Source organism: Streptomyces sp. NPDC060027 (assembly GCF_042737005.1).
Taxonomy (GTDB): Bacteria; Actinomycetota; Actinomycetes; order Streptomycetales; family Streptomycetaceae; genus Streptomyces.
The window spans coordinates 16,746-37,277 of the sequence record NZ_JBHWVI010000065.1 but is presented as its reverse complement, the minus strand read 5'-3'; the positions used below and the strand labels follow the sequence as shown (position 1 = coordinate 37,277).

Below are 20,532 nucleotides of genomic sequence, written 5' to 3'. Positions count from 1 at the left end.
GCAGGGGCCGGCCGCCGCCGTTGTCGGTCGCCGCCGTTGTCTGTCGTTACGCGGAATCCGAGCCGGTGTCGGTGTCCTTCTGCGACTCCGACTCCTCCTCGGCCAGGGCCGCGTCCAGGCGGGCCCGCGCGCCCTCCAGCCAGCGCCGGCACACCTTGGCCAGCTCCTCGCCCCGCTCCCAGAGCGCCAGGGACTCCTCAAGGGTCGTACCACCCGCCTCCAGGCGGCGTACGACCTCGATCAGCTCGTCCCGTGCCTGCTCGTACCCGAGCGCCTCGTCCACCTTGCTGGTCATGCGCCCACCCTATGCATCGACTCGAACCGTGAATTCACCCTCGGCGACCCGCGCCCGCAGCGTCTCGTCCGCCACGACCTCGGCCGGGTCCCGGACCACATGACCGTCGGCCTTCTGCAGCACCGCGTACCCCCGCTGGAGGGTCGCCGCGGGGGAGAGGGCCACCACGCGCGCGTGCGTGTGCGTCAGCTCCGAGTCCGCGCGGTCCAGAAGATGCCCGAGGGTGCGCCGCCCCCGGTCGAGCAGCGCGGCGACCTGGTCCGCCCGCTCGTCGATCATCCGGTGCGGATCCTCTATCGAGGGCCGGGCCAGCGCGTGCGCGAGGCCCCGCTCCTCGCGGTCGATGAACGACATGACGCAGCGCCGCGCGCGGTCCCGCAGGAACCGCACCCGCTCGTACTCCTCACCGACGTCCGGCACGACCTTCTTGGCCGCGTCGGTCGGAGTGGACGCCCGCAGGTCGGCCACATGGTCCAGAAGCGGGTTGTCGGGCTCGTGCCCGATGGCCGACACGACGGGCGTACGGCAGGCCGCGACCGCCCGGACGAGCTGCTCGTCGGAGAACGGCAGCAGATCCTCCACGCTGCCGCCGCCGCGCGCCACGATGATCACGTCGACCTCGTCGAGCGCGTCCAGGTCCTTCACCGCCTGCACGACCTGCGGGACGGCGTGGACGCCCTGCACGGCGACATTGCGCACCTCGAAGCGGACGGCGGGCCAGCGGTGCCGCGCGTTCTCCAGCACGTCCCGCTCGGCAGCCGACGCACGCCCGCACACCAGCCCGATGAGCTGCGGCAGGAACGGCAACGGCTTCTTCCGGTCGGCCGCGAAGAGCCCCTCGGCCGCCAGCGACTTCTTCAGCTGCTCCAGCCGGGCGAGGAGCTCGCCCACCCCCACCGGCTTGATCTCGGCGGCCCGCAGGGACAGCTGCCCGCGCGGCGCGTACCACTCCGGCTTGGCGTGGACCACCACCCGGGCGCCCTCGCTCACCACGTCGGCGACCGCGTCGAAGACCTGCCGATAGCAGGTCACGCCCACCGAGATGTCGTACGACGGGTCGCGCAGCGTCAGGAAGACGACGCCCGCGCCGGGGCGCCGCGACAACTGGGTGATCTGCCCCTCGACCCACACCGCGCCGAGCCGATCGATCCATCCCCCGATGAGCCGTGACACCTCTCCGACGGGCAGCGGAGCGTCCGCGGACGTGTTGAGAGCCATGCGCACGAGCGTAGTGGCCACCACCGACAACGCCCGCACCCCCGGGCGGGCCGCGGCGGGCCGCGCGGGCCGAGACGGGCCGGCGCGGGTCGGGGCGGCCTGGACTCCCGGCCGCGGACCGGTCCGCCCGGCAGGCGCTACCCGGGCTCCGGTTCGGTCCGCCCCCGTTGGGCGAGGAGCACCACCAGGCCCACCGCCAGCCAGACGAGGCCCACCACCTGGGCCGTGCCCGAGGCCTCGACGATCACCGCGACGGTGATCGCGGCGCCCAGCACGGGGACGAGGACGTGCCGCCACCACACCACCGGCCCGCCCAGGTGCCGTACGGCGAACCAGCCCACCACGGACGCGTGCAGCAGGGTGAACGCGGTCAGCGCGCCGACGTCGACCACCGAGACCAGCTTGTCGAGGCCGTCGTCGCGGCGCGCCGCCCAGACCGCGGCGACCAGAGTGGTCACCGCGGCGCACGACAGGGCCGCCCGCGGCACCCCGGAGTCCGTCCGCGCCAGCGCCCGCGGCAGCCGCCGGTCGCGGGCCATCGCGAAGACGAGACGCCCGGCCGCGGCCTGCCCGGCCAGCGCCGCGAAGGCCGCGCCGATCGCCTTGCCGACCGCCACCAGGTTGTGCAGCCACGAGCCGACGGACGCGTCCACGGCGTCGTAGAAGGCCGGACCCTGCTTCGCGGGGTCGGCGGCGAGCCGCGCGGACGACAGTGGCTCCAGCAGCGACACCAGGTAGGTCTGCGCCACGAACAGCACACCCGCGAGCGCCAGACAGAACAGGACCGCGCGGGCCACCTTCTCCGAACCGCCCGTCACCTCCTCGGCGAAGGAGGCGATGGCGTCGAAGCCCAGAAAGGAGAGGACGGCGACGGAGACGGCGCCGATGACCGCCGACAGCGCGAACGCGCCCTGCGTGCCGTCACCTGCCAGCGGGGACAACCAGTCGCGGTGCGCGCCGTCGCGCGCGAGCACCACGACCGCCGACACGACGAAGACGACGAGGACCACGATCTCCATCGCGAGCACCAGAAAGCCGACCCGCGCCGCGGTGCGGACACCCCAGAGGTTGAGGAACGTCGTGACGAGGACGGCGAGCGCGGTCCACACCCACCGGGAGACTTCCGGGACCAAGGAGTTCATCGCGATCCCGGAGAACAGATAGGCCACCGCCGGAATGAGCAGATAGTCCAGCATCACCATCCACCCGGCGACGAACCCGGCCTCCTTCCCGAGCCCCGCGCGCGCGTAGGCGAACACCGAGCCGGCCTGCGGGACCACGCGGACCATCTGCGCGTAGCTGAACGCGGTGAACGCCATGGCGACCGTCGCGACGACGTAGACCAGCGCGACCGCCCCGTGCGACTTCGCGTCCAGCGTCCCGAAGACCCCGACCGGCGCCATCGGGGCGATGAACAGCAGCCCGTAGACGACCAGATCCCGGAAACCGAGGCTGCGCCGGAGTTCGTGCTCCGCCGCGCCCGGGCCGGCGGTGGCCTGCGTGTCGGACATCGTGCCTCCCGAGGATCGCGCCCGGCCCCCACCTCTCCGGCCCCCCACAGTCTCTCCAAGGAGGCGATCTTCGACCTGCCGGGCGCGGCCTTACGATGGGGGGCATGACTGCTTCGCCTGGCCGCCGTGTCCTGCTCGCCGCCCCCCGGGGCTACTGCGCGGGCGTGGACCGTGCCGTGATCGCCGTCGAGAAGGCCCTCGAGCAGTACGGGGCCCCGATCTATGTCCGCCACGAGATCGTCCACAACAAGTACGTCGTGCAGACCCTGGAGAAGAAGGGCGCGATCTTCGTCGAGCAGACGGCGGAGGTCCCCGAGGGGTCCATCGTCATGTTCTCGGCGCACGGCGTCGCCCCCGTCGTCCACGACGAGGCCGCGAAGGGCAAGCTCGCCACCATCGACGCGACGTGCCCGCTGGTCACCAAGGTCCACAAGGAAGCCGTCCGGTTCGCGAACGACGACTTCGACATCCTCCTGATCGGCCACGAGGGCCACGAGGAGGTCATCGGCACCTCCGGCGAGGCCCCCGACCACATCACGCTGGTCGACGGCCCCGAAGACGTCGCCAAGGTCGAGGTCCGCGACCCCTCCAGGGTCGTCTGGCTCTCCCAGACCACCCTCTCGGTCGACGAGACGATGGAGACGGTCGACGCCCTGAAGGAGAAGTTCCCGCAGCTCATCTCGCCGCCGAGCGACGACATCTGCTACGCCACGCAGAACCGTCAGCTCGCCGTGAAGCAGATGGGCGCGGAGGCCGAGCTGGTCATCGTCGTCGGATCGCGCAACTCCTCCAACTCCGTGCGGCTCGTCGAGGTCGCCAAGCTCGCCGGCTCCCGCGAGGCGTACCTCGTGGACTTCGCCGACGAGATCGAGGAGGCGTGGCTGGAAGGCGTGAGCACGGTCGGCGTCACCTCCGGAGCCTCCGTCCCCGAGATCCTCGTCGAGCAGGTCCTGGAGTGGCTGTCCCAGCGCGGCTTCGAGGACGTCGAGCTCGTCAAGGCCGCCGAGGAGTCCATCACCTTCTCGCTGCCCAAGGAGCTGCGCCGCGATCTGCGCGCGGAGGCCGCCGCCCTGGTGGAGCAGCGCACCGGCGGTACGCCCGGGAAGTGACCGTCAGTCGTACGACGTAACGTAGGGCCATGCAGATCTTCGGTGTGGACATTGGCGGATCCGGGATCAAGGGTGCCCCTGTGGACCTTGACCGCGGGGACCTGGCGGCGGAGCGCTTCAAGGTGCTCACCCCGCAACCCGCGACACCCGACGCGGTGGCCGACGGCGTGAAGGACGTCATCGGTCACTTCGGCTGGACGGGTCCCGTGGGCATCACGTTCCCGGGCGTGGTGACCGGCGGGTCCACGATCCGTACGGCGGCCAATGTCGACAAGGACTGGATCGACACCGACGCGCGCGCGTTGCTGAGCGAGCGGCTCGGCGGCCTCCCGGTGACCGTGCTGAACGACGCGGACGCGGCGGGCGTCGCCGAGATGCAGTTCGGGGCCGGCCGCGACCGTCGGGGCACGGTCATCCTGCTCACGTTCGGCACCGGCATCGGCAGTGCCCTCTTCATCGACGGCGAACTGGTCCCGAACACCGAGCTGGGCCACCTGGAGCTGAACGGCCACGACGCGGAGAAGCGGGCGTCCACCAAGGCCAAGGACGACCACGAGCTGACCTGGGAGCACTGGGCGCGCCGCGTCACGAAGTACCTCGCCCACGTCGAGATGCTCTTCTCCCCGGAACTGTTCATCATCGGCGGCGGTGTCAGCCGCAAGGCCGACAAGTTCCTGCCGCTGATCGAGGACATCAAGGCGGAGATCGTCCCGGCCCAGCTCCAGAACAACGCGGGGATCGTGGGCGCGGCGATGCGAGCGGCGAAGGTCGCGCAGTAGCGCGTCGCCGCCCACGAGGGACCGGGAACCCGCCCGCGAGGGAACGGGGACCCGCGGCGGGACGGGAACCCGTCGCGAGGGAACGGGGACCCGCGGCGGAACGAGGGGTCAGCGGGGCTGTCTGCCGGTCGGCAGGCTGCCGCGCGCCTGGGCCCGCCGCCGGGCGGCCCGGAGGCTCATCAGGCGGATTTTGCGTGCGGTCACGACGAGGCCCGCGGCCAGCGTCCCGCCGTACAGCCAGCCCGCCTGGAGGGCGAGGGCGGTGACCAGGCCCATGAAGCTGCCGCTGACGCCGCCGCCGCTGTCGTCGGCGATCGGCAGCAGCCCGAGGGTGAAGGCGATCGGCACGACCACGGGGGCGGTCACCAGGTCGCCGGGCCGCACCCACAGCGCGGTCAGTAGGCACACGGGCAGGAACAGCACTCCGTAGACCGTCGGCGATCCCTCGAACAGCAGCTGGTCGAGGCAGGCCAGCGCGAACATCGACGCGCCGCAGAACAGTCCGCCGCCGAGCCCGGTCAACCGGGGATTCGGCATCCGCCACGTCTCCCGCACACCCGCGGGCGCGGGCCGCCGCGACACCGGGGCGCCCGTTCTCGCACCGTCGCCCGCGGCCCGCCCGCCCTGTGCCGGAACGGGTGCACCGCGTCGCGGTCTGTACTGAGGGGGACGCGTCCTGTGTTGCTCCACTGGACCAACTTAGGTCGTTTTATGTGTGGAATGGCTCTTCGGACACGCCGGAGGCAGGCGGAAGGCGGGGCCATGGATAGGGCTTGGCCATGCGTTCGATACCTCGCGGGTACGGGCCGGGCCACGCCGTAGACTGGTGGATCGGCCCGCACTCTTCGAGGGCCCTTCGCCCATCCTCTCGTACGGGAAGTCGCAACGTGTCGCTCACGATCGGAATCGTCGGTCTGCCCAATGTCGGCAAGTCGACCCTGTTCAACGCCCTGACCAAGAACGACGTGCTCGCGGCCAACTACCCGTTCGCCACGATCGAGCCGAACGTCGGTGTGGTCGGCGTCCCCGACGCCCGTCTCACCAAGCTGGCAGGGATCTTCAGCTCGCAGAAGATCCTCCCGGCGACCGTCGACTTCGTCGACATCGCGGGCATCGTGAAGGGTGCCTCGGAGGGTGAGGGCCTGGGCAACAAGTTCCTCGCGAACATCCGCGAGTCGGACGCGATCTGCCAGGTCATCCGTGCCTTCAAGGACGAGAACGTCGTGCACGTCGATGGCAAGGTCTCGCCCAAGGACGACATCGAGACGATCAACACCGAGCTGATCCTCGCGGACCTCCAGACGATCGAGAAGGTCCTGCCGCGCCTCCAGAAGGAGTCGCGCATCAAGAAGGACGTCGTGCCCAAGGTCGCGGCGGTCGAGGCGGCCAAGGAGATCCTGGAGAAGGGCGACACCCTCTTCTCCGCGGGCATCGTCCAGGGCTCCGGCAAGGAAGAGCTGCTGCACGACCTGCACCTGCTCACCACCAAGCCGTTCCTGTACGTCTTCAACGTCGACGAGGACGAGCTGGTCGACGAGGACTTCAAGGCCGCGCAGCGCGCCCTGGTCGCCCCCGGCGAGGCGATCTTCCTCAACGCCAAGCTGGAGCAGGACCTCGCCGAGCTCGACGAGGAGGACGCCCTGGAGCTCCTGGAGTCGGTGGGCGCCGAGGAGCCCGGCCTCGCCACGCTGGCCCGCGTCGGTTTCAACACCCTCGGCCTGCAGACCTACCTGACGGCAGGCCCCAAGGAATCCCGCGCCTGGACGATCAAGAAGGGCGCCACCGCCCCCGAGGCCGCCGGTGTCATCCACACCGACTTCCAGAAGGGCTTCATCAAGGCGGAGGTCATCTCCTTCGGGGACCTCGTCGAAACCGGCTCGGTCGCCGAGGCCCGCGCCAAGGGCAAGGCCCGCATGGAGGGCAAGGACTACGTCATGCAGGACGGCGACGTGGTGGAGTTCCGCTTCAACGTCTGAGCGGACGAGACAACACCACGCGGGCGACCTGGCAGACATACAGGTCAGATGGGGCCGACTCCTCCGGGAGTCGGCCCCTACTGTTGTTCGGGGGTTCAGATGCCGCGTACCCACGCCACGGTGAACGGGGTCTCGGGTGTGCCCGGTCCCAGCGGGCCGCCCTTGTCGAACTGGGAGCGGACGACGAGGGTGCGGCCGCCGCGGCGCACCAGCGTGGTCGGGATCTGCAGTGCGGGATCGGTGAGGCTGCGCTCCAGGCGGGCGGCGAGGCCGTCCGCCGACAGGCGCCAGCGGGTGATCGTGTCGGTTTTGTTGAGGGCGGCCCACAAGGTGTCGCCGACCAGCTCCAGACCGTCGCCGTTCACCAAGTCGCCGCCGTGCAGGGCGACGCGGCGGATCGCGCCGGTGGTGAGGTCCACCCGGTAGAGGGCGCCCCCGGTCATGTCGACGGTGAACAGGCAGCGGTCCCCGGCGACGATGCCGTTCAAGGTGTATGTGCCGGCCGGGTGCGGGGCCAGGACGCCGCCGAAGTCGTAGGCGGGGGTGAGGACGGCCCGGCCGCCGTGGGCCGTGGCCCGGGCGCGCTGGGCCGGTGTCACCCGGTAGACGACCTCCCGCACGCTGTCCGTCAGATACGCGCTGCCGTCCGCGGTGATCGCCAGGTCGTTGACGAAGCGGGGCGCGTCACCGGGTACGTCGAAGCGGGCCAGCAAAGCGCGGGTGCGGACGTCGTAGACGGTGACCCCGGCCGTCGAGTCGGTCACCCAGAGGCGGCCGGACCCGTCGACCTTCAGTCCGTTGGCGGTGTTCCGGCCGTCCGCGCCCGCGGGCAGGAAGGTCTCGGCCACGCGGTGTCGGGGCGTCGCACGGTAGACGGCGCCGGTGGTGTACGAGCCCACGTACAGCGTCCCCGTGCGCGGATCGGCGGCGAGGCCCTCGGGATAGGCGCGGTCGTCGGGTAGTTCGAAGGCGGTGGAGATACGAGGAGTGGGCTCATGGGGAGGGGAGACGCGAGGTGCGGCGCTCGCGGACGGTGTGCCCGCGGTGGTCGTCGCCACGGCCGCGACGGTCGCGGCGGTGGCGGTCAGGAAGGTGCGGCGCTGGATCGAACGGGACACGACGGAACCTCTCGGTCTGCTTCTCGGACGTAGACGAGCGGGGAGGGCGGAGCTGAGCCATGCCGGGTTGAGCTGAGCTGGGCTGGGCTGAGCGATGAGCTAAAGCAATGAGTACGAACTTAAGTTAGAGCTCTAATGCTCGTCAATGTCTTTATGGATGGGTGAGGGCTCATCGTCGTATCGCCCGTACGATCCGCGGCTACCATGCGGAGATGACGTCCATGCCCGTGTCCGAGCGCCTCGGTTCCCATCTCAAGCGGGCCGAGCAGGCCCTCGGCGCGACGAAGGCCGCGGTGCTCAAACCGGCGGGCGTGACCGTCGCCCAGTACGCGGCGCTGCTCCACCTCAGCGAGAACCCCGGCATCTCGGCCGCCGCGCTGGCCCGCCTCTGTCTGGTCACGCCGCCGACCATGAACACGGTCCTGAACAACCTCCAGGACCGCGGCCTGATCGAGCGCACCCCGCACGCCTGGCACAAGAACGTCCTGGAGACCCGGCTCACCGACGAGGGCACGGCCGCGCTCGCCGACGCCGACGCCCGCGCCGTACGGGTCGAGCGCGCCCTGGCCGCCGAGTTCACCGCCGAGGAGCGCGAGACGCTCGCCGCCCTGCTCGGCCGGTGCGTCACGCTGCTGGAGCGGGAACGCCCCTAGCCCGGGTTCCCACAGAGGGCTTCCCGCACGGGGATGCCCGCACAGGGATTCCCGCACAGAGGTTCCCGCGGAGGTCAGTCCTGGGCCATCCCCGTCTTCAAGCCCGCGCCGCACAGCGGCACCACGGCCTCCCGCTGTCCGAGGGCGCCCTTACGGACCGCCGCCCAGCAGGCCACCCCGGTGGACTCCACATACAGCCCGCGTCCGGCCAGATCCGTCTGCGCGTGCCGGATCTGGTCCTCCGTCACCGTCAGGAACGCGCCCCCGGAGGCGCGTACCGCGCGCAGGATCTGGCGGGCCCGGGGCGGGTTCGGGATCGCGATGCCCTCGGCGAACGTGGGCGCCGTGGGGGTGACGCCGACGAGTTCGTCGGCGCCCTCGGACCAGGCGTGGGCCAGCGGGGCGACCGCGGCGGACTGGACGGCGTAGAGGGCGGGCCTGCGGTCGATCAGCCCGGCCGCGTGCAGTTCGGCCACCGCGAGGGCGGCGCCGAGGAGCAGCGTGCCGTTGCCGACCGGCACCACGACGACGTCCGGCAGACGTCCGCCGAGGTCCTCCCAGAGTTCGTGGACGTACGTCTTCGTGCCGTGCAGGAAGTACGGGTTGAAGACGTGCGAGGCGTAGAAGACCCCCTCCTCGTCGGCCGCCTCGCGGGCCGCGGTCGCCGTCGCCTCGCGGCCGCCCTCGACCACCCGCAGCCGCGCCCCGTGCGCCTCGATCTGTTCCAGCTTCTTCGCGGAGGTGCCCTCGGGTACGTACACCGTGCAGGGCAGTCCCGCCCGCGCGCAGTACGCCGCGATCGCCGTGCCCGCGTTGCCGCTGCTGTCCGCGAGCACCTGCCGGGGGCGGAGCCGCAGTGCCAGCTCGGCCAGCAGCACGGCTCCGCGGTCCTTGAACGACAGTGTCGGCATCAGGAAGTCGAGCTTCGCGGAGACGCCCTCGCGGAGGGTGACCAGCGGGGTGCGGCCCTCGCCGAGGCTGACCGTGGGCGCGGCCAGCGGCAGGCACTCCGCGTACCGCCACAGCGAGTTCACCCGCCCGGCGAGGGAGGTGAGCGGAGCCGGGGTCGGCGCGAAGTCGAGATCGAGCGGGCCGCGGCAGACCGGGCAGCACCAGGCGAGCGAGCCGGCCGGGACACGGGTGCCGTCCGTCGGGCAGAAGCAGTCCGGCAGTGGAGTCATAGGCGCAGGTTAGACGCGAGGCCAGGTGACGGAGCGTCACTGTCGTGCGGTGGCAGGCGTGTTACGGCGGTGACGTCCAGGCGGCGGCCACCCTTTCCGCCTGCCACCCCGGCGCCCTCCACGGCCCCGCCACGCACCAGCGCCCGCCATCCCGGCCCTGACCGGGCTCCGCCTGACGCACCGGCGCCCGCTGGCCCGGCACCGACCGCATCCGCCTGACGCACCGGAGTTCACCGGTCTCGCCCCTGACCGGCGTCCGCCTGACGCACCGGCGCCCGCCCTCCCGGCGCTCAAGAGCGCCCGCCTCGCCCGTCGGTGGCCCGCCGCCGGGTGGTCCGTCCGGTGCCCCGACAGCCCGGGGGCGACCTCCGTTACGCCCCAGGTCGTGCCGCGCTTACGATGCGCGCAGCCGTCCGGCAGTCGTACGCAGGTTCCACCGCGCGTGGATGAGGAGCAAGGGAACTCGTGGCCATACCCCCGCCGCCCGGGTCGCAGCAACCAGAGGGGCAGTACCCGCCGCCGGGGACGCCACCGGGTCAGGGGACGCCGGGCGCCTTCCCGCCTCCGTATCCGCGTGTTCCGGATCCCCGAGGCCCCTACCGGGAAGGCCCGCACCAGCAGTCCCCTTACGGGCCCCCGTACCAACCCTGGGGTCAGGGCTACTCCCCGTACAACCGGCCGGTGCCCGTCAACGGGCTCGCGATCGCGGCGCTGGTGCTCGGCATCCTCTGCTTCGTGCCCGCCGTCGGGCTGGTGCTCGGGATCGTGGCGCTCGTCCAGATCAAGAAGCGCGGGGAGCGCGGCAAGGGGATGGCGGTGGGCGGCATGGTGATGTCGTCGATCGGGATCGGGCTGCTCGCGCTCGTCGTCGCCACGAGTGGCGCGCGCGATTTCTGGGACGGCTTCCGGGAGGCGGCGAACGACTCGGGAGGCGCCGCGTTCTCGCTGGAGGTGGGCGAGTGCTTCGACACGCGCAGCGGCTCGCTGGGGGGCTTGGTGTTCGACGTCGACAAGGTGCCGTGCGCGGGCGAGCACGACGCCGCGGTGTTCGCGGACCTCGCGGTGGACGACGGCGACTACCCGGGAGACAGCGCGGTCGTCGACGCCGCCGACCAGCGATGCGACCAGCGTCAGCGCGGGTACGCGATGGACTCCTGGGCCGTCCCGGACGACGTCGCCGTGTACTACTTCACGCCGACGTCGCAGAGCTGGCGCCGTGGCGACCGCGAGATCAGCTGTCTGTTCGGGAACACCGACGAGAAGGGCAGCCTGACGGGCTCCCTGCGCAAGGACCAGCTGACGCTGGACCCCGACCAGTACTCCTATCTGAGCTCGGCGCGAGCCATCGACGACGTGATGGACGGCGCACCCGAGGCGGAGTCCGTCGGGGACGATCTGCCCGGCTACAAGAAGTGGGCGGCCAGTGTCTCGGACACGGTGGCGGGGGAGGCGGACGGGCTGCCCGCCCACCGGTTCGGGCCGGCCGCGCGTGGACGGGTCGCCGCCCTGGCCAAGGACATGGCCCGCTCGGCGAAGGAGTGGGCGAAGGCCGCGGACGCGCCGGACGTGGGCACCTTCTCCACCCACTACGAGAAGGCCCTGAAGCTCATCGACCCCAGGAAGACGGTCACCACCCGCAAAGCTCTGGGGCTCGCCACCACCCCACCGGACTACGACGAGGGCGACGCCAGTGGTGGCGATGGTGAAGGCGGCGCAGGAATCGATGTGTGACAGCGGCCATAGCGGGGAGAAAGTGCCTGCGTAAAGCCCTCAGGGCGCTTACGTCATCACATCGAGTGATTCTCTGGCCTTTGCTTGCATGGCACAACCCACGGTTGCCACGCTGTTGCTGTCTGTACAACCTGATGGGAGCGGCCAAGTGACTTTCGGTGAGCAGCCGGCGTACTTGCGTGTCGCGGGTGATCTCCGCAAGAAGATCGTCGACGGCTCGCTGCCACCGCACACCCGCCTCCCCTCGCAGGCCAGAATTCGCGAGGAGTACGGGGTCTCCGACACGGTCGCCCTGGAGGCGCGGAAGGTGCTGATGGCCGAGGGCCTGGTCGAGGGCCGCTCCGGTTCGGGCACCTATGTGCGGGAGAGGCCGGTGCCGCGCCGCGTGGCCCGCTCCGGATACCGGCCGGACAGCGGCGCCACCCCCTTCCGGCAGGAGCAGGCCGACCTCGCCGTGCGCGGTACCTGGGAGTCCCACAGCCGGCAGGTCGAGGCGAGCGGCGCGATCGCCGAGCGGCTGGCCATCCAGCCGGGCGACCGCGTGATGTGCACGAACTACGTCTTCCGGGACGGCGGCGAGGCGATGATGCTCTCCACGTCCTGGGAGCCGCTCGCCGTCACCGGGCGCACGCCGGTGATGCTCCCCGAGGAGGGCCCGCTCGGCGGCATGGGTGTCGTGGAGCGCATGGCGGCCATCGACGTGATCGTGGACAACGTCACCGAGGAGGTCGGCGCGCGCCCCGGCCTCGCCGAGGAACTCCTCGCGCTGGGCGGCGTGCCCGGGCACGTGGTCGTCGTCATCCAGCGGACCTTCTACGCCTCGGGCCGTCCGGTGGAGACGGCGGACGTGGTGGTCCCCGCGGACCGGTACCGGATCGCCTACCACCTGCCGGTGAAGTGACCGCACGTCACCTTCGGGGGGCGTAGGCCGGGCTCCGGGCGGGCGCCCTGACCGGCGCGGCGCTCCCGGGTCGGACCGCCGGCCGTCTGTCCGGTGCCCCTGCGGTCCGACCCGGTGACCTGTTCTGCGCGCCTGTCGTGGTCCGGGCCGAGGGGCACTGTTCGGGCCGGGGGTGCGGTCCGGGCCAGGGGCACTCGCCCGGACCCAGGGGCACGGTCCGGGCGTTGAGGCGCGGCACGGGGGTCCGTGCCTCAACGGGACCGCCCGGATGCCCGGTTGGAAACTGGCCTTTCTCAAGTGGCGGGCCGGGGAACGACTTCGCCCTGTTCGAGAGCGCGCGGGGAGTGGTGGGCGGCGTGTTCGACGGCGTGCGCCCCCCGGCCCGGCGTCGCCTACTGGCCGGTTGCGTACCTCTTTGTGAAAAGCCGTATTCGCTGCGTGAAGGTTAGGCGTAGGCTCGGGCATATGCGTATTGCGGTTTCGTTGGCGTGCGGGGTTCGGCGGGGGCCCGGGGCGGGAAGTGGAGGGGCTGGATGAACGATGGCACGATCACTCTTCCCTGGCTCGTCATACGACAGGACGACAACGGCAATCGCTATCGCGTGGGCAGGTACGCGACCCGCGCCGAGGCTCAGAAGATCGCCGACAGCCTCGACGGCCGCGGGCACAAACAGCTCTACTGGGTCGAGCGGATCGGGCAGAACGGAACCCGTTGATCCGCCCCGCCCGGGACCCCGCCCCGCTCCCGTAGGCTCCGGCGCATGACGGAACGGATCGTGGTGGTCGGAGCCGCCCTGGTGCACGGTGGGCGCCTGCTCGCCGCCCGCCGCAGCGCGCCCCCCGACCTCGCGGGGCGCTGGGAACTGCCGGGCGGCAAGGTCGAGCCGGGCGAGACCCCCGAGCGCGCCCTGGTGCGCGAGCTGCGCGAAGAGCTCGGTGTCGAGGCGGAAGTGCTGGAGCGCGTCCCCGGCGAGTGGCCCCTGAAGCCGGGATACGTCCTGGTGGTGTGGGCCGCCCGGCTGCTGCCCGGCTCGGCCGGACCCAGGCCGCTGGAGGATCACGACGAACTGCGCTGGCTGGCCCCCGGAGAGATCTGGGACGTGGACTGGCTGGACCAGGACGTGGGGGCGGTCAAGGGCGCACTGCCGTGGCTCGACCCGGGCGCGTGACGAGCCGGGTGGGAAGTTCGTACGCCGTTCGCGCCACAGTGTGCCCCCGGGCGCGGTAAAGCATCACGGATATCGGGTATGTGCCCATTAATCCCACGAAACCGGACATGGGTGGGTTCCTGGTCTGGGAAGTGATCGGCTTGATCGACACCGAAGGCGACTGCGCCGAGTGGACTTTTCCCGCGGAGCCGGGTGCCGTCCGCACCGCCCGCGCCGTCGTCCGGGGGCAGCTGCACGCATGGGAACTCGACTCCCTCGGCGACATCGCCGCACTGCTGGTCAGTGAACTGGTGACGAACTCGCTGCGGCACGCGACGGGCCCGATCGGCGTCCGTCTCGTACGTCCCGAGGACGTGCCGGGCGCGCTCCGCGTCGAGGTCTCCGACCCGCTGCCCGACCCGCCCCGAGAACGGGCCGCCGACGCGTCGGACGAGAGCGGCCGCGGACTCCAGCTCCTGGCCGGCTCGTGCAGGCGCTGGGGCACCCGGCCCGGAGACACCGGCAAGACCGTCTGGTTCGAACTGGCTGTTCCGGGCTGAGACGCGCAGGGTTCGGATGCCCGTGCGACACCTGGCCGGATCGGGTCGTCGACGGGTGTCGGATTCTTTGATTCGACCGGGCGCCACCTGGTTAGAAGACTGGGAGTATGTCGCGGCCGGTCCAAAAACCATCGGGACCGTGCTGTGATCGTGAACACCGTGTCGTGCGGCGCCGTAGTGCTGGATACTGCGGGCAGCCGCCCCCGGTGACCGGTGCCGGACGCGGTGAGCTGGAGGGGACGGTTCGCGTGAGCGAGATACCAGCGAAGGCCACGGAGTCCGAGGACCCGTCGGACGGCGCGAGGGCTGATGCGGCGGGCGATGTCGCGCGCACGGTTCCCGGCGAGGACGCGGGCGACGCCACGGGCGAGGAGGCGGGCGGCACCGCGGCAGGCCCGGTGGGTGACGTGGCCGGCGAGGTGCCGACCGACGCGATGTGGCAGAGCAGCCCACCCGGTTCGATCTACGACTACATCAAGGTCGCCTCCTTCTCCATCGGCGCCGACGGACTGGTGGACCAGTGGAGTCTGCGGGCCGAGCAGATCTTCGGCATCTCCGCGGAGCGTGCCGTCGGCATGGACCCCATCGAGGCGTTCGTCACCGCCGACCGACGCGAGTCCGGTCAGCGGAAGATGGCGGAGATCCTGGACGGCCGCGAGTGGACCGGTCTGGTGCCCTTCCGGACGCCCGCCTCCGAAGAGGCAGGTGAGAGCGCCGACGAGGTCACCGAGGGCCTCGCCGAGGTCTATGTGATGCCCACCGTGACCGAGGACGGTGAGCGGGCCGCCGTATGCGTCGTCGTGGACGTCCGCACCCTGCGCAGCATGGAGACGGACCTCGCCGCCTCGCAGGCTATTTTCGGTCAATCTCCGTTCGGTTTCCTGCTGATCGACACGGACCTTCGGGTCCGGCGCGCCAACCAGCGGTTCGCCTCGATCTTCGGCGGCAGCGTCGACGACCACTGCGGCAAGGGCGTCCACGACTACCTCCCGCGCACGGAGGCCGAGCGCGTGACGGCGATCCTGCGCCGGGTCCTGGAGACCGGTGACTCGATCACGGACATGCACGTCACCGGATATGCGCCGGGTTCCGAGGAGCGCCGGCACTGGTCCATCAATCTCTACCGGGTGCACGGCGGAAGCGGCCGCCCCATCGGTATCGCCTGGCTCGGAACCGACATCACCGCCCGCCGTGCCGCCGCCCGCGAAGCGGCCGCCGCACGACGAAATCTCGCCCTTCTGAACGAGGCGGGCGCCCGCATAGGCAACTCCCTCGACCTGGAGACCACCGCACGCGAACTCCTCGACGTCGTGGTCCCCGGCTTCTGCGACCTCGCGACGGTCGACCTGTACCAGGGTCTGCTGGCCGGCGACGAGACCCCGCCGGGCCTCGCGGACGGCAGTGCCGAACTCCGTCGGGTCGCCTTCGCCAGCGCCGTCTCCGACGCGCCGTTCGTCGGCGGTCCGGCGCCCGTCGCCGTCGGCGCCGTCCACCACTACCCGTTCAACTCGCCCTGCGCGGACGCCCTGCGCACCGCCCGGCCGCAACACATCCCCGCCGAAGAGGGCGGCCTCATCCAGTCCACGCTCGCGGTCCCGATGGTCGCCCACGACACGGTGGTGGGCCTCGCCCAGTTCTCCCGTACGAAGGGCAGCGAGCCGTTCGGGGAACGCGACCGCGCCCTGGCGGTGGAGCTGGCCGCCCGCGCGGCCGTCTGTATCGACAACGCGCGCCTGTACCGCCGCGAGCACGAACGCGCCCTGATACTGCAACGGTCCCTGCTGCCCCCGGGTGACCCCGAGGCCTCCGGCCTCGACATCGCGTGCCGCTATCTGCCGGGCAACGCGGCGACGGAGGTCGGCGGCGACTGGTTCGACGTCATCGAACTCCCCGGCCACCGCACGGCCCTCGTGGTGGGCGACGTGATGGGCCGCGGGCTGCGCGCCGCGGTGGCGATGGGTGAACTCCGCACCGCTGTACGCACCTTGGCCCTGCTCGATCTCGAACCCGCCGAAGTCCTCTCGGCACTGGACGAGATCGCGCGCGGACTCGGCACCCCCGGAGGGGTCCAGCAGGCCACCCGTACGGCCCGCCAGCCCCGCGACGCCGACCTCTCCGAGGTGTACCTCGCGACCTGCGTGTACGCCGTCTACGACTCCGTGACCCGCCGGTGCACCTTCGCCAACGCGGGCCATCTGCCCCCCGTCCTGGTCGAGCCCGGCGAGAGCGCGCTGATGCTCGACGTGCCGCCCGGGATGCCGCTCGGGGTGGGCGGCGAGCCCTTCGAGGAGGTGGAGGTCGAACTACCCGAAGGTGCGCTGTTGGCGCTCTACACGGATGGACTGGTCGAATCGCGCGACCACCCCCTCGACGAGGGACTGCAAGCGTTCGTCGGCGCCCTCACCGACCCCTCCAGTCCGCTGGAGGACGTCTGCGACCACGTCCTGAACACCCTCGACACCCACCACGGCGAGGACGACATCGCCCTGCTCATGGCACGCGTCCAGGGGCTGCCCGCCGACTCCGTCGGCGACTGGACCCTGCCGCGCGAGCCGCGCAGCGTGGGGCGGGCCCGCGAGTACGCGCGCACCCAGCTCGTCGCCTGGGACCTGGAGCCGCTCGTCGACACGACGGAACTGCTGGTCAGTGAACTGGTGACCAACGCCCTGCGGTACGGCGAGGGCGAGATCAGACTGCGGCTGCTCCTCGACCGCACCCTCGTCTGCGAGGTCTGGGACGCCGGCCTCGTCCAGCCTCGCCGCCGCCGCGCCCGCGACACCGACGAGGGCGGGCGGGGCCTGCAGCTCGTCGGCCTCCTCTCCGCCGGGTGGGGCTCCCGCCGGACCCCGCGCGGGAAGACCGTGTGGTTCGAACTCCCGCTGCCGGACGGGGAGACGGGGCTCGCCGACCCGGCGGAGGCGTTGCTGAGCCTGTTCTGAGGGCGACCGCGCGGGGCGGGCGGCCGGCCGGAGAAGGAAGGCCGGTCGGCAGCGTCAGGTGAACGACGCCGCCCGGCGCCCCCGGGTGTGCGGGCCGCCGTAGCTCACCGGGCCCTCACCGTCGCCCAAGAGGATCCCGCCGAGCACCGCGCCGCCCGCTCCCGCGCCCCCGCGCCCGCCCGCGGGGTTGCCGTACGCCCGTACGTCCCGCTCGGCGAGCCGCCGCGCCTCCCGGGCGAGCTCGTCGGCCCGCCACACCCCGGAGAGAGCGGTGGCCCCCGGCCCGAGCAGGCGTTCCGCCTCGGCCAGCCGTGTGCGGGCCTCGCCGCCGACGGCACCGCGGTGCGTGCCGATGAAGTCCGCCGCTCCGGCGAGCGCGCAGCGGGCGGGGAGAAGCGCGTGGGCGCGCCCGCCGGGAACGTCGCCGCCCCCGCCCTCGGGGAGGGCGGCACCCGCCTCCACCACCCGGCGCAGCACGTCCAGCGGATCGTACGGCCCGGCGGCCATCGCGTGACGCGCCCCGGAGAGCAGCGCCTCGGTACGCCCGAACCGCCCGACGAGCTCCCCGGAATCGGGGCCGGATCGGGAACCGGCAGCGGCTCCGACAGGGTCGGCGGCGCCTTCGTGCGATCCGGATCGGGCTCCGGCATGGGTTCCGGCTCCGGCTTCGGTTCCGGTTCCGGTTCCGGCTCCGGTGTCGGTGTCGGTGTCGGTGTCGGTGTGAGTGTCGGCCCCGGAGTCAGGTCCGGCATCGGGAACGGCAGGGTCAGGGAAGCGGTCGGCGTCCGGGCGGTGTCCGTCCGTGTCACCGGTTCCCCCGGTCGGCGGGCGCCCACGTGCCGTATCCAGGACGGCCTCCACCGCCGCCAGGGCTACGGGCAACGCCGTTGCCGCGGAGGCCAGTTCGGCCGCCAGCCGGTGCACGCCGTTCACCAGGGCGGTGGCCTGCTCCACCGCTCCCTCCGCCGCCCGCAGATGGGCGGCCGCTTTCGCGCTGTCGCCCCTGTCGGCGTACTGCCGCGCCTGGTTGAGATGGAGGGTGGTGAACGCGAGCCGGTCCTTGGCCTGTTCGACGTCGCCGGCGACCGGGAGCGACGCGGCGGGAGCGTACCGCTCATGGAGATCGGCGAGGGTGACCTCGGCGGCCGGGGTGCGCGCGGCGAGTTCGCGGAAGCGGGTCCCGGCGGACTCCAGGGCGGCCGCCGCGTTCCGTTCGAGTGCCCGGAGCTGGTCGAAGCCCGGCGCCGCCGCGTCCAGCCGCCGCCCGGCGTCCCGGCACCGGGCGACGATCTCCTCCAGGGCGCCCCTGCCGTCGCCCTCGCCCTCGCCTGACTCGTCGAAGTGTTGGCGCAGCCGGAAGGCCGCGGCGAGTTCGGCTTCCGCGTACGTCAGCGCGTACGCGTACGGTTCGACCGCGTCGGCCGCCGAGCGGGCCGCGGCGAGGCGGAGCTCCTCGGCGCCGGTGCGGACGCAGTCGTCGATGTCGACGAGCAACTTCCGCGCCTGTCGGTCGAGTTCGTGGAGGGGGATCAGCCCGGGGTCGTCGCCGCCGGGTGTCGTGCGCGTCATGGCCCGCCGTCTGCGGCGCGTGTAGGCGTACGCCGCCAGCGCGCCCGCGGCGCCGACCGCGACCAGGGGCGGTACGAGATCGCCGGTCGTCGTTCCGTCGTCCGTGGCGGCGTCATCCGTGGCGGCGTCATCCGTGGCGGCGTTGTCCGGGGCGGCGACGTCCGGGGCGGTCACGTCCGCGCTCCGCGCCACGGTGGCCGCATCGTCGGCTCCCGCCCATGCCAGCGGCAGCACCAGCCACCCCACCGCGACCAGCCCCCCGAGCACGGCGTGCGCGACCCGCACGGCTATGTGCGACGGGGCCCGGCGCGACCGGCTTCGACTCAGGGACGACGTCACATTTGGGAGCGTATGGCCGCTCGGGCGCCCCCGCGACCGGGATACGGGGAGGCGCGGGCGCCTAAGGTACGGGAGATACGGGGGTATACGGGAGGGGCGCGGGGGATGGACACGGGACGCCAGGACGAGTCGACGAATCCGACGGAGACGGCACCGGACACACGGCACGCGAACACACCACCCGACCCGCCCACCGCCGAGGACCAGCCGACGCCCACCGCCGAAGAGGCGCTGGCAGCCACCACCGAAGGACAGCGGGGCGCCACCGCCGACGGAATGCCGACGGCCGCCGGCGAAGACAAGTCCGCCACGGTCGGTGGAGTGCGGTCCACCGCGTCCGAAGGGGGCGAGCCCATATCCGCTCCCGTTCCCGCCCCCGTGCGGGGATCGGACTCCGCTGTCCGTGCCGGTCTGCGCCGTCTCGCGCGGGGCTGGCGGCACCCGCGACTGCGGCTGCCGAAGCGGCTTGCCCTCGGGCTGGTGCTCGTCCTGCTGCTCCCCACCCTCGCCGCGGGAATCGCCCTCCGGGTGAACTACGCGGGCGACCCGGCGCCCGGGACGCAGACCCGGAACCGGGACGCGCTCTGGCTCGGGCACGCCTGGGTGGACGGCCGGAAGGGCGAGGCGGACATCGACGCGCTGGCGGCGCGCCTGCGGGGGAGCGGCATCCGGGATCTGTACGTGCACGCCGGGCCGCTGGAGCACGACGGCTCGCTGCCGGCGACGGCGTATCCGTCCGCCCGCTGGTTGGTCCGGGCGGTGCACCGCCGCCTGGACGGCGTACGGGTCCAGGCCTGGCTGGGCGACAAGCTGGCCAGCGAGGGGCCGGACGGGCTGCGGCTGGAGCGGGCCGGGACGCGCGACGCCGTCGTGCGGTCGGCCGGGCAGGTCCTCGACGCCGGATTCGACGGCGTCCACTTCGACCTGGAGCCCCTCCACTCGGGCGACGCCCACTACCTCTCGCTCCTCGACGACCTGCACGGCCTCACCCGTGCCCGGCACGTCCCGCTCTCCGTCGCCTCCCACCAGATCGACCCGCTCCCGGCCCTCCACTCGGCCGCCGGAACCCTCACCGGCCACCCCAAGTGGTGGTCCCAGTCGTACTTCGGGCAGGTGGCCCGCCGGGTCGACCAGATCGCCGTCATGTCGTACGACACCGGCATGCCGCTCCAGAGCCTGTACGGCGGCTACGTCGCCCAGCAGACCTCCCTCGCCCTGGAGGTCACCCCCGAGTCGACCGACCTGCTGATGGGCCTGCCGTTCTTCCACGACGACGGCGTCGGCCACCACGCGTACGCCGAGACGGTCGAGGCCGCCGTCCGCGGAACCCGCCTCGGCCTCTCCCGGACGGACCGCACCCGCGAGCGCTTCGGTGTGGCCCTGTACGTGGACTTCGCCGCCACGGAGACCGACTGGACGGCGTACCGCGAAGGATGGGTTCGCGAGGGATGACCGCGACGGCCCCGCGTGCCATGATCAGGAAGCGCGCTGTCGCCGGTGCGCCA

General features: G+C 72.2%; 18 protein-coding genes. 11 read left to right on the top strand and 7 right to left on the bottom strand.

Features of this window, described 5'->3' with window-relative positions; all coding sequences use genetic code 11:
• Positions 1 to 46: 46 nt before the first annotated feature.
• From ACFWBT_RS18490 to ACFWBT_RS18480, 3 genes are all read right to left on the bottom strand, one after another.
• Positions 47 to 295 (bottom strand): exodeoxyribonuclease VII small subunit, encoded by a 249-nt coding sequence (locus ACFWBT_RS18490; RefSeq protein WP_385701424.1) that lies wholly within the window; start codon positions 293 to 295, stop codon positions 47 to 49.
• Between the two features lie 9 nt (positions 296 to 304).
• Positions 305 to 1,513: an exodeoxyribonuclease VII large subunit gene (gene xseA, locus ACFWBT_RS18485; RefSeq protein ID WP_385701422.1), complete on the bottom strand. Its 1,209-nt coding sequence runs from the start codon at positions 1,511 to 1,513 to the stop codon at positions 305 to 307.
• Between the two features lie 137 nt (positions 1,514 to 1,650).
• Positions 1,651 to 3,024, bottom strand: a complete 1,374-nt coding sequence (locus tag ACFWBT_RS18480; RefSeq protein WP_385701421.1) for an APC family permease — start codon at positions 3,022 to 3,024, stop codon at positions 1,651 to 1,653.
• A gap of 95 nt (positions 3,025 to 3,119) precedes the next feature.
• On the opposite strand from ACFWBT_RS18480, the gene ACFWBT_RS18475 reads away from it, so the two are divergent.
• Together ACFWBT_RS18475 and ppgK are read left to right on the top strand one after the other, a co-directional pair.
• Entirely contained in the window at positions 3,120 to 4,133 is a 1,014-nt protein-coding gene (locus tag ACFWBT_RS18475) for a 4-hydroxy-3-methylbut-2-enyl diphosphate reductase (RefSeq protein WP_385701419.1), read from the top strand.
• Positions 4,134 to 4,162: 29 nt separating this feature from the next.
• Positions 4,163 to 4,912 carry a polyphosphate--glucose phosphotransferase gene (gene ppgK, locus ACFWBT_RS18470; RefSeq protein WP_266762327.1) on the top strand — a complete coding sequence of 250 codons (750 nt, stop codon included), beginning with the start codon at positions 4,163 to 4,165 and terminating at the stop codon, positions 4,910 to 4,912.
• Between the two features lie 108 nt (positions 4,913 to 5,020).
• On the opposite strand, the gene ACFWBT_RS18465 is transcribed toward ppgK, so the two are convergent.
• Positions 5,021 to 5,449, bottom strand: coding sequence for a DUF6542 domain-containing protein (locus ACFWBT_RS18465; RefSeq protein WP_385701416.1), 429 nt, complete (start codon positions 5,447 to 5,449; stop codon positions 5,021 to 5,023).
• 350 nt (positions 5,450 to 5,799) lie between these two features.
• On the opposite strand from ACFWBT_RS18465, the gene ychF reads away from it, so the two are divergent.
• Complete coding sequence (ychF, locus tag ACFWBT_RS18460; protein WP_385701415.1) at positions 5,800 to 6,888, top strand: redox-regulated ATPase YchF; 1,089 nt, start codon at positions 5,800 to 5,802, stop codon at positions 6,886 to 6,888.
• Positions 6,889 to 6,983: 95 nt separating this feature from the next.
• Here ychF and ACFWBT_RS18455 read toward each other — a convergent pair whose 3' ends face one another.
• On the bottom strand, positions 6,984 to 8,006 hold the full coding sequence (locus ACFWBT_RS18455; protein ID WP_385701413.1) for an SMP-30/gluconolactonase/LRE family protein: 1,023 nt from the start codon (positions 8,004 to 8,006) through the stop codon (positions 6,984 to 6,986).
• Positions 8,007 to 8,218: 212 nt separating this feature from the next.
• Between ACFWBT_RS18455 and ACFWBT_RS18450 the strand changes: the two genes are divergently transcribed.
• Complete coding sequence (locus ACFWBT_RS18450; RefSeq protein WP_266762338.1) at positions 8,219 to 8,659, top strand: MarR family winged helix-turn-helix transcriptional regulator; 441 nt, start codon at positions 8,219 to 8,221, stop codon at positions 8,657 to 8,659.
• Between the two features lie 74 nt (positions 8,660 to 8,733).
• Here the strand turns inward: ACFWBT_RS18450 and ACFWBT_RS18445 are convergent, their stop codons facing one another.
• A complete protein-coding gene (locus tag ACFWBT_RS18445) occupies positions 8,734 to 9,840 on the bottom strand; it encodes a threonine synthase (RefSeq protein WP_385701410.1) in 1,107 nt (368 codons plus the stop codon).
• A gap of 681 nt (positions 9,841 to 10,521) precedes the next feature.
• Between ACFWBT_RS18445 and ACFWBT_RS18440 the strand changes: the two genes are divergently transcribed.
• From ACFWBT_RS18440 to ACFWBT_RS18415, 6 genes are all read left to right on the top strand, one after another.
• A complete protein-coding gene (locus ACFWBT_RS18440) occupies positions 10,522 to 11,571 on the top strand; it encodes a DUF4190 domain-containing protein (RefSeq protein WP_385701407.1) in 1,050 nt (349 codons plus the stop codon).
• A 148-nt stretch (positions 11,572 to 11,719) separates the two neighbouring features.
• The gene (locus ACFWBT_RS18435) at positions 11,720 to 12,472 is read left to right on the top strand and encodes a GntR family transcriptional regulator (RefSeq protein WP_266762344.1); all 753 of its coding nucleotides are present in this window, start codon (positions 11,720 to 11,722) and stop codon (positions 12,470 to 12,472) included.
• Positions 12,473 to 13,005: 533 nt separating this feature from the next.
• Positions 13,006 to 13,188, top strand: a complete 183-nt coding sequence (locus tag ACFWBT_RS18430; RefSeq protein WP_121405775.1) for an SPOR domain-containing protein — start codon at positions 13,006 to 13,008, stop codon at positions 13,186 to 13,188.
• A 45-nt stretch (positions 13,189 to 13,233) separates the two neighbouring features.
• Positions 13,234 to 13,641 (top strand): (deoxy)nucleoside triphosphate pyrophosphohydrolase, encoded by a 408-nt coding sequence (locus tag ACFWBT_RS18425; protein WP_385701404.1) that lies wholly within the window; start codon positions 13,234 to 13,236, stop codon positions 13,639 to 13,641.
• A 107-nt stretch (positions 13,642 to 13,748) separates the two neighbouring features.
• The gene (locus tag ACFWBT_RS18420; protein ID WP_356461094.1) at positions 13,749 to 14,180 is read left to right on the top strand and encodes an ATP-binding protein; all 432 of its coding nucleotides are present in this window, start codon (positions 13,749 to 13,751) and stop codon (positions 14,178 to 14,180) included.
• A gap of 248 nt (positions 14,181 to 14,428) precedes the next feature.
• Positions 14,429 to 17,119: a SpoIIE family protein phosphatase gene (locus ACFWBT_RS18415; RefSeq protein ID WP_385701401.1), complete on the top strand. Its 2,691-nt coding sequence runs from the start codon at positions 14,429 to 14,431 to the stop codon at positions 17,117 to 17,119.
• Positions 17,120 to 17,173: 54 nt separating this feature from the next.
• Here ACFWBT_RS18415 and ACFWBT_RS18410 read toward each other — a convergent pair whose 3' ends face one another.
• Entirely contained in the window at positions 17,174 to 19,027 is a 1,854-nt protein-coding gene (locus ACFWBT_RS18410; RefSeq protein WP_385701399.1) for a hypothetical protein, read from the bottom strand.
• Between the two features lie 276 nt (positions 19,028 to 19,303).
• Here ACFWBT_RS18410 and ACFWBT_RS18405 point away from each other — a divergent pair, with 276 nt between their 5' ends.
• Positions 19,304 to 20,479, top strand: a complete 1,176-nt coding sequence (locus ACFWBT_RS18405) for a hypothetical protein (protein WP_385701426.1) — start codon at positions 19,304 to 19,306, stop codon at positions 20,477 to 20,479.
• The last annotated feature ends 53 nt before the right edge of the window (positions 20,480 to 20,532 follow it).

Bases quoted from the DNA above. Each gene is read 5' to 3' on its own strand.
- ACFWBT_RS18480 (WP_385701421.1), bottom strand. From the start codon at position 3,024: ATGTCCGACACGCAGGCCACCGCCGGCCCGGGCGCGGCGGAGCACGAA.
- ACFWBT_RS18430 (WP_121405775.1), top strand. From the start codon at position 13,006: ATGAACGATGGCACGATCACTCTTCCCTGGCTCGTCATACGACAGGAC.
- ACFWBT_RS18450 (WP_266762338.1), top strand. From the start codon at position 8,219: ATGACGTCCATGCCCGTGTCCGAGCGCCTCGGTTCCCATCTCAAGCGG.
- ACFWBT_RS18425 (WP_385701404.1), top strand. From the start codon at position 13,234: ATGACGGAACGGATCGTGGTGGTCGGAGCCGCCCTGGTGCACGGTGGG.
- ACFWBT_RS18490 (WP_385701424.1), bottom strand. From the start codon at position 295: ATGACCAGCAAGGTGGACGAGGCGCTCGGGTACGAGCAGGCACGGGAC.
- ACFWBT_RS18405 (WP_385701426.1), top strand. From the start codon at position 19,304: ATGCCGACGGCCGCCGGCGAAGACAAGTCCGCCACGGTCGGTGGAGTG.
- ppgK (WP_266762327.1), top strand. From the start codon at position 4,163: ATGCAGATCTTCGGTGTGGACATTGGCGGATCCGGGATCAAGGGTGCC.
- xseA (WP_385701422.1), bottom strand. From the start codon at position 1,513: ATGGCTCTCAACACGTCCGCGGACGCTCCGCTGCCCGTCGGAGAGGTG.
- ACFWBT_RS18420 (WP_356461094.1), top strand. From the start codon at position 13,749: ATGGGTGGGTTCCTGGTCTGGGAAGTGATCGGCTTGATCGACACCGAA.
- ACFWBT_RS18465 (WP_385701416.1), bottom strand. From the start codon at position 5,449: ATGCCGAATCCCCGGTTGACCGGGCTCGGCGGCGGACTGTTCTGCGGC.
- ACFWBT_RS18445 (WP_385701410.1), bottom strand. From the start codon at position 9,840: ATGACTCCACTGCCGGACTGCTTCTGCCCGACGGACGGCACCCGTGTC.
- ACFWBT_RS18475 (WP_385701419.1), top strand. From the start codon at position 3,120: ATGGGGGGCATGACTGCTTCGCCTGGCCGCCGTGTCCTGCTCGCCGCC.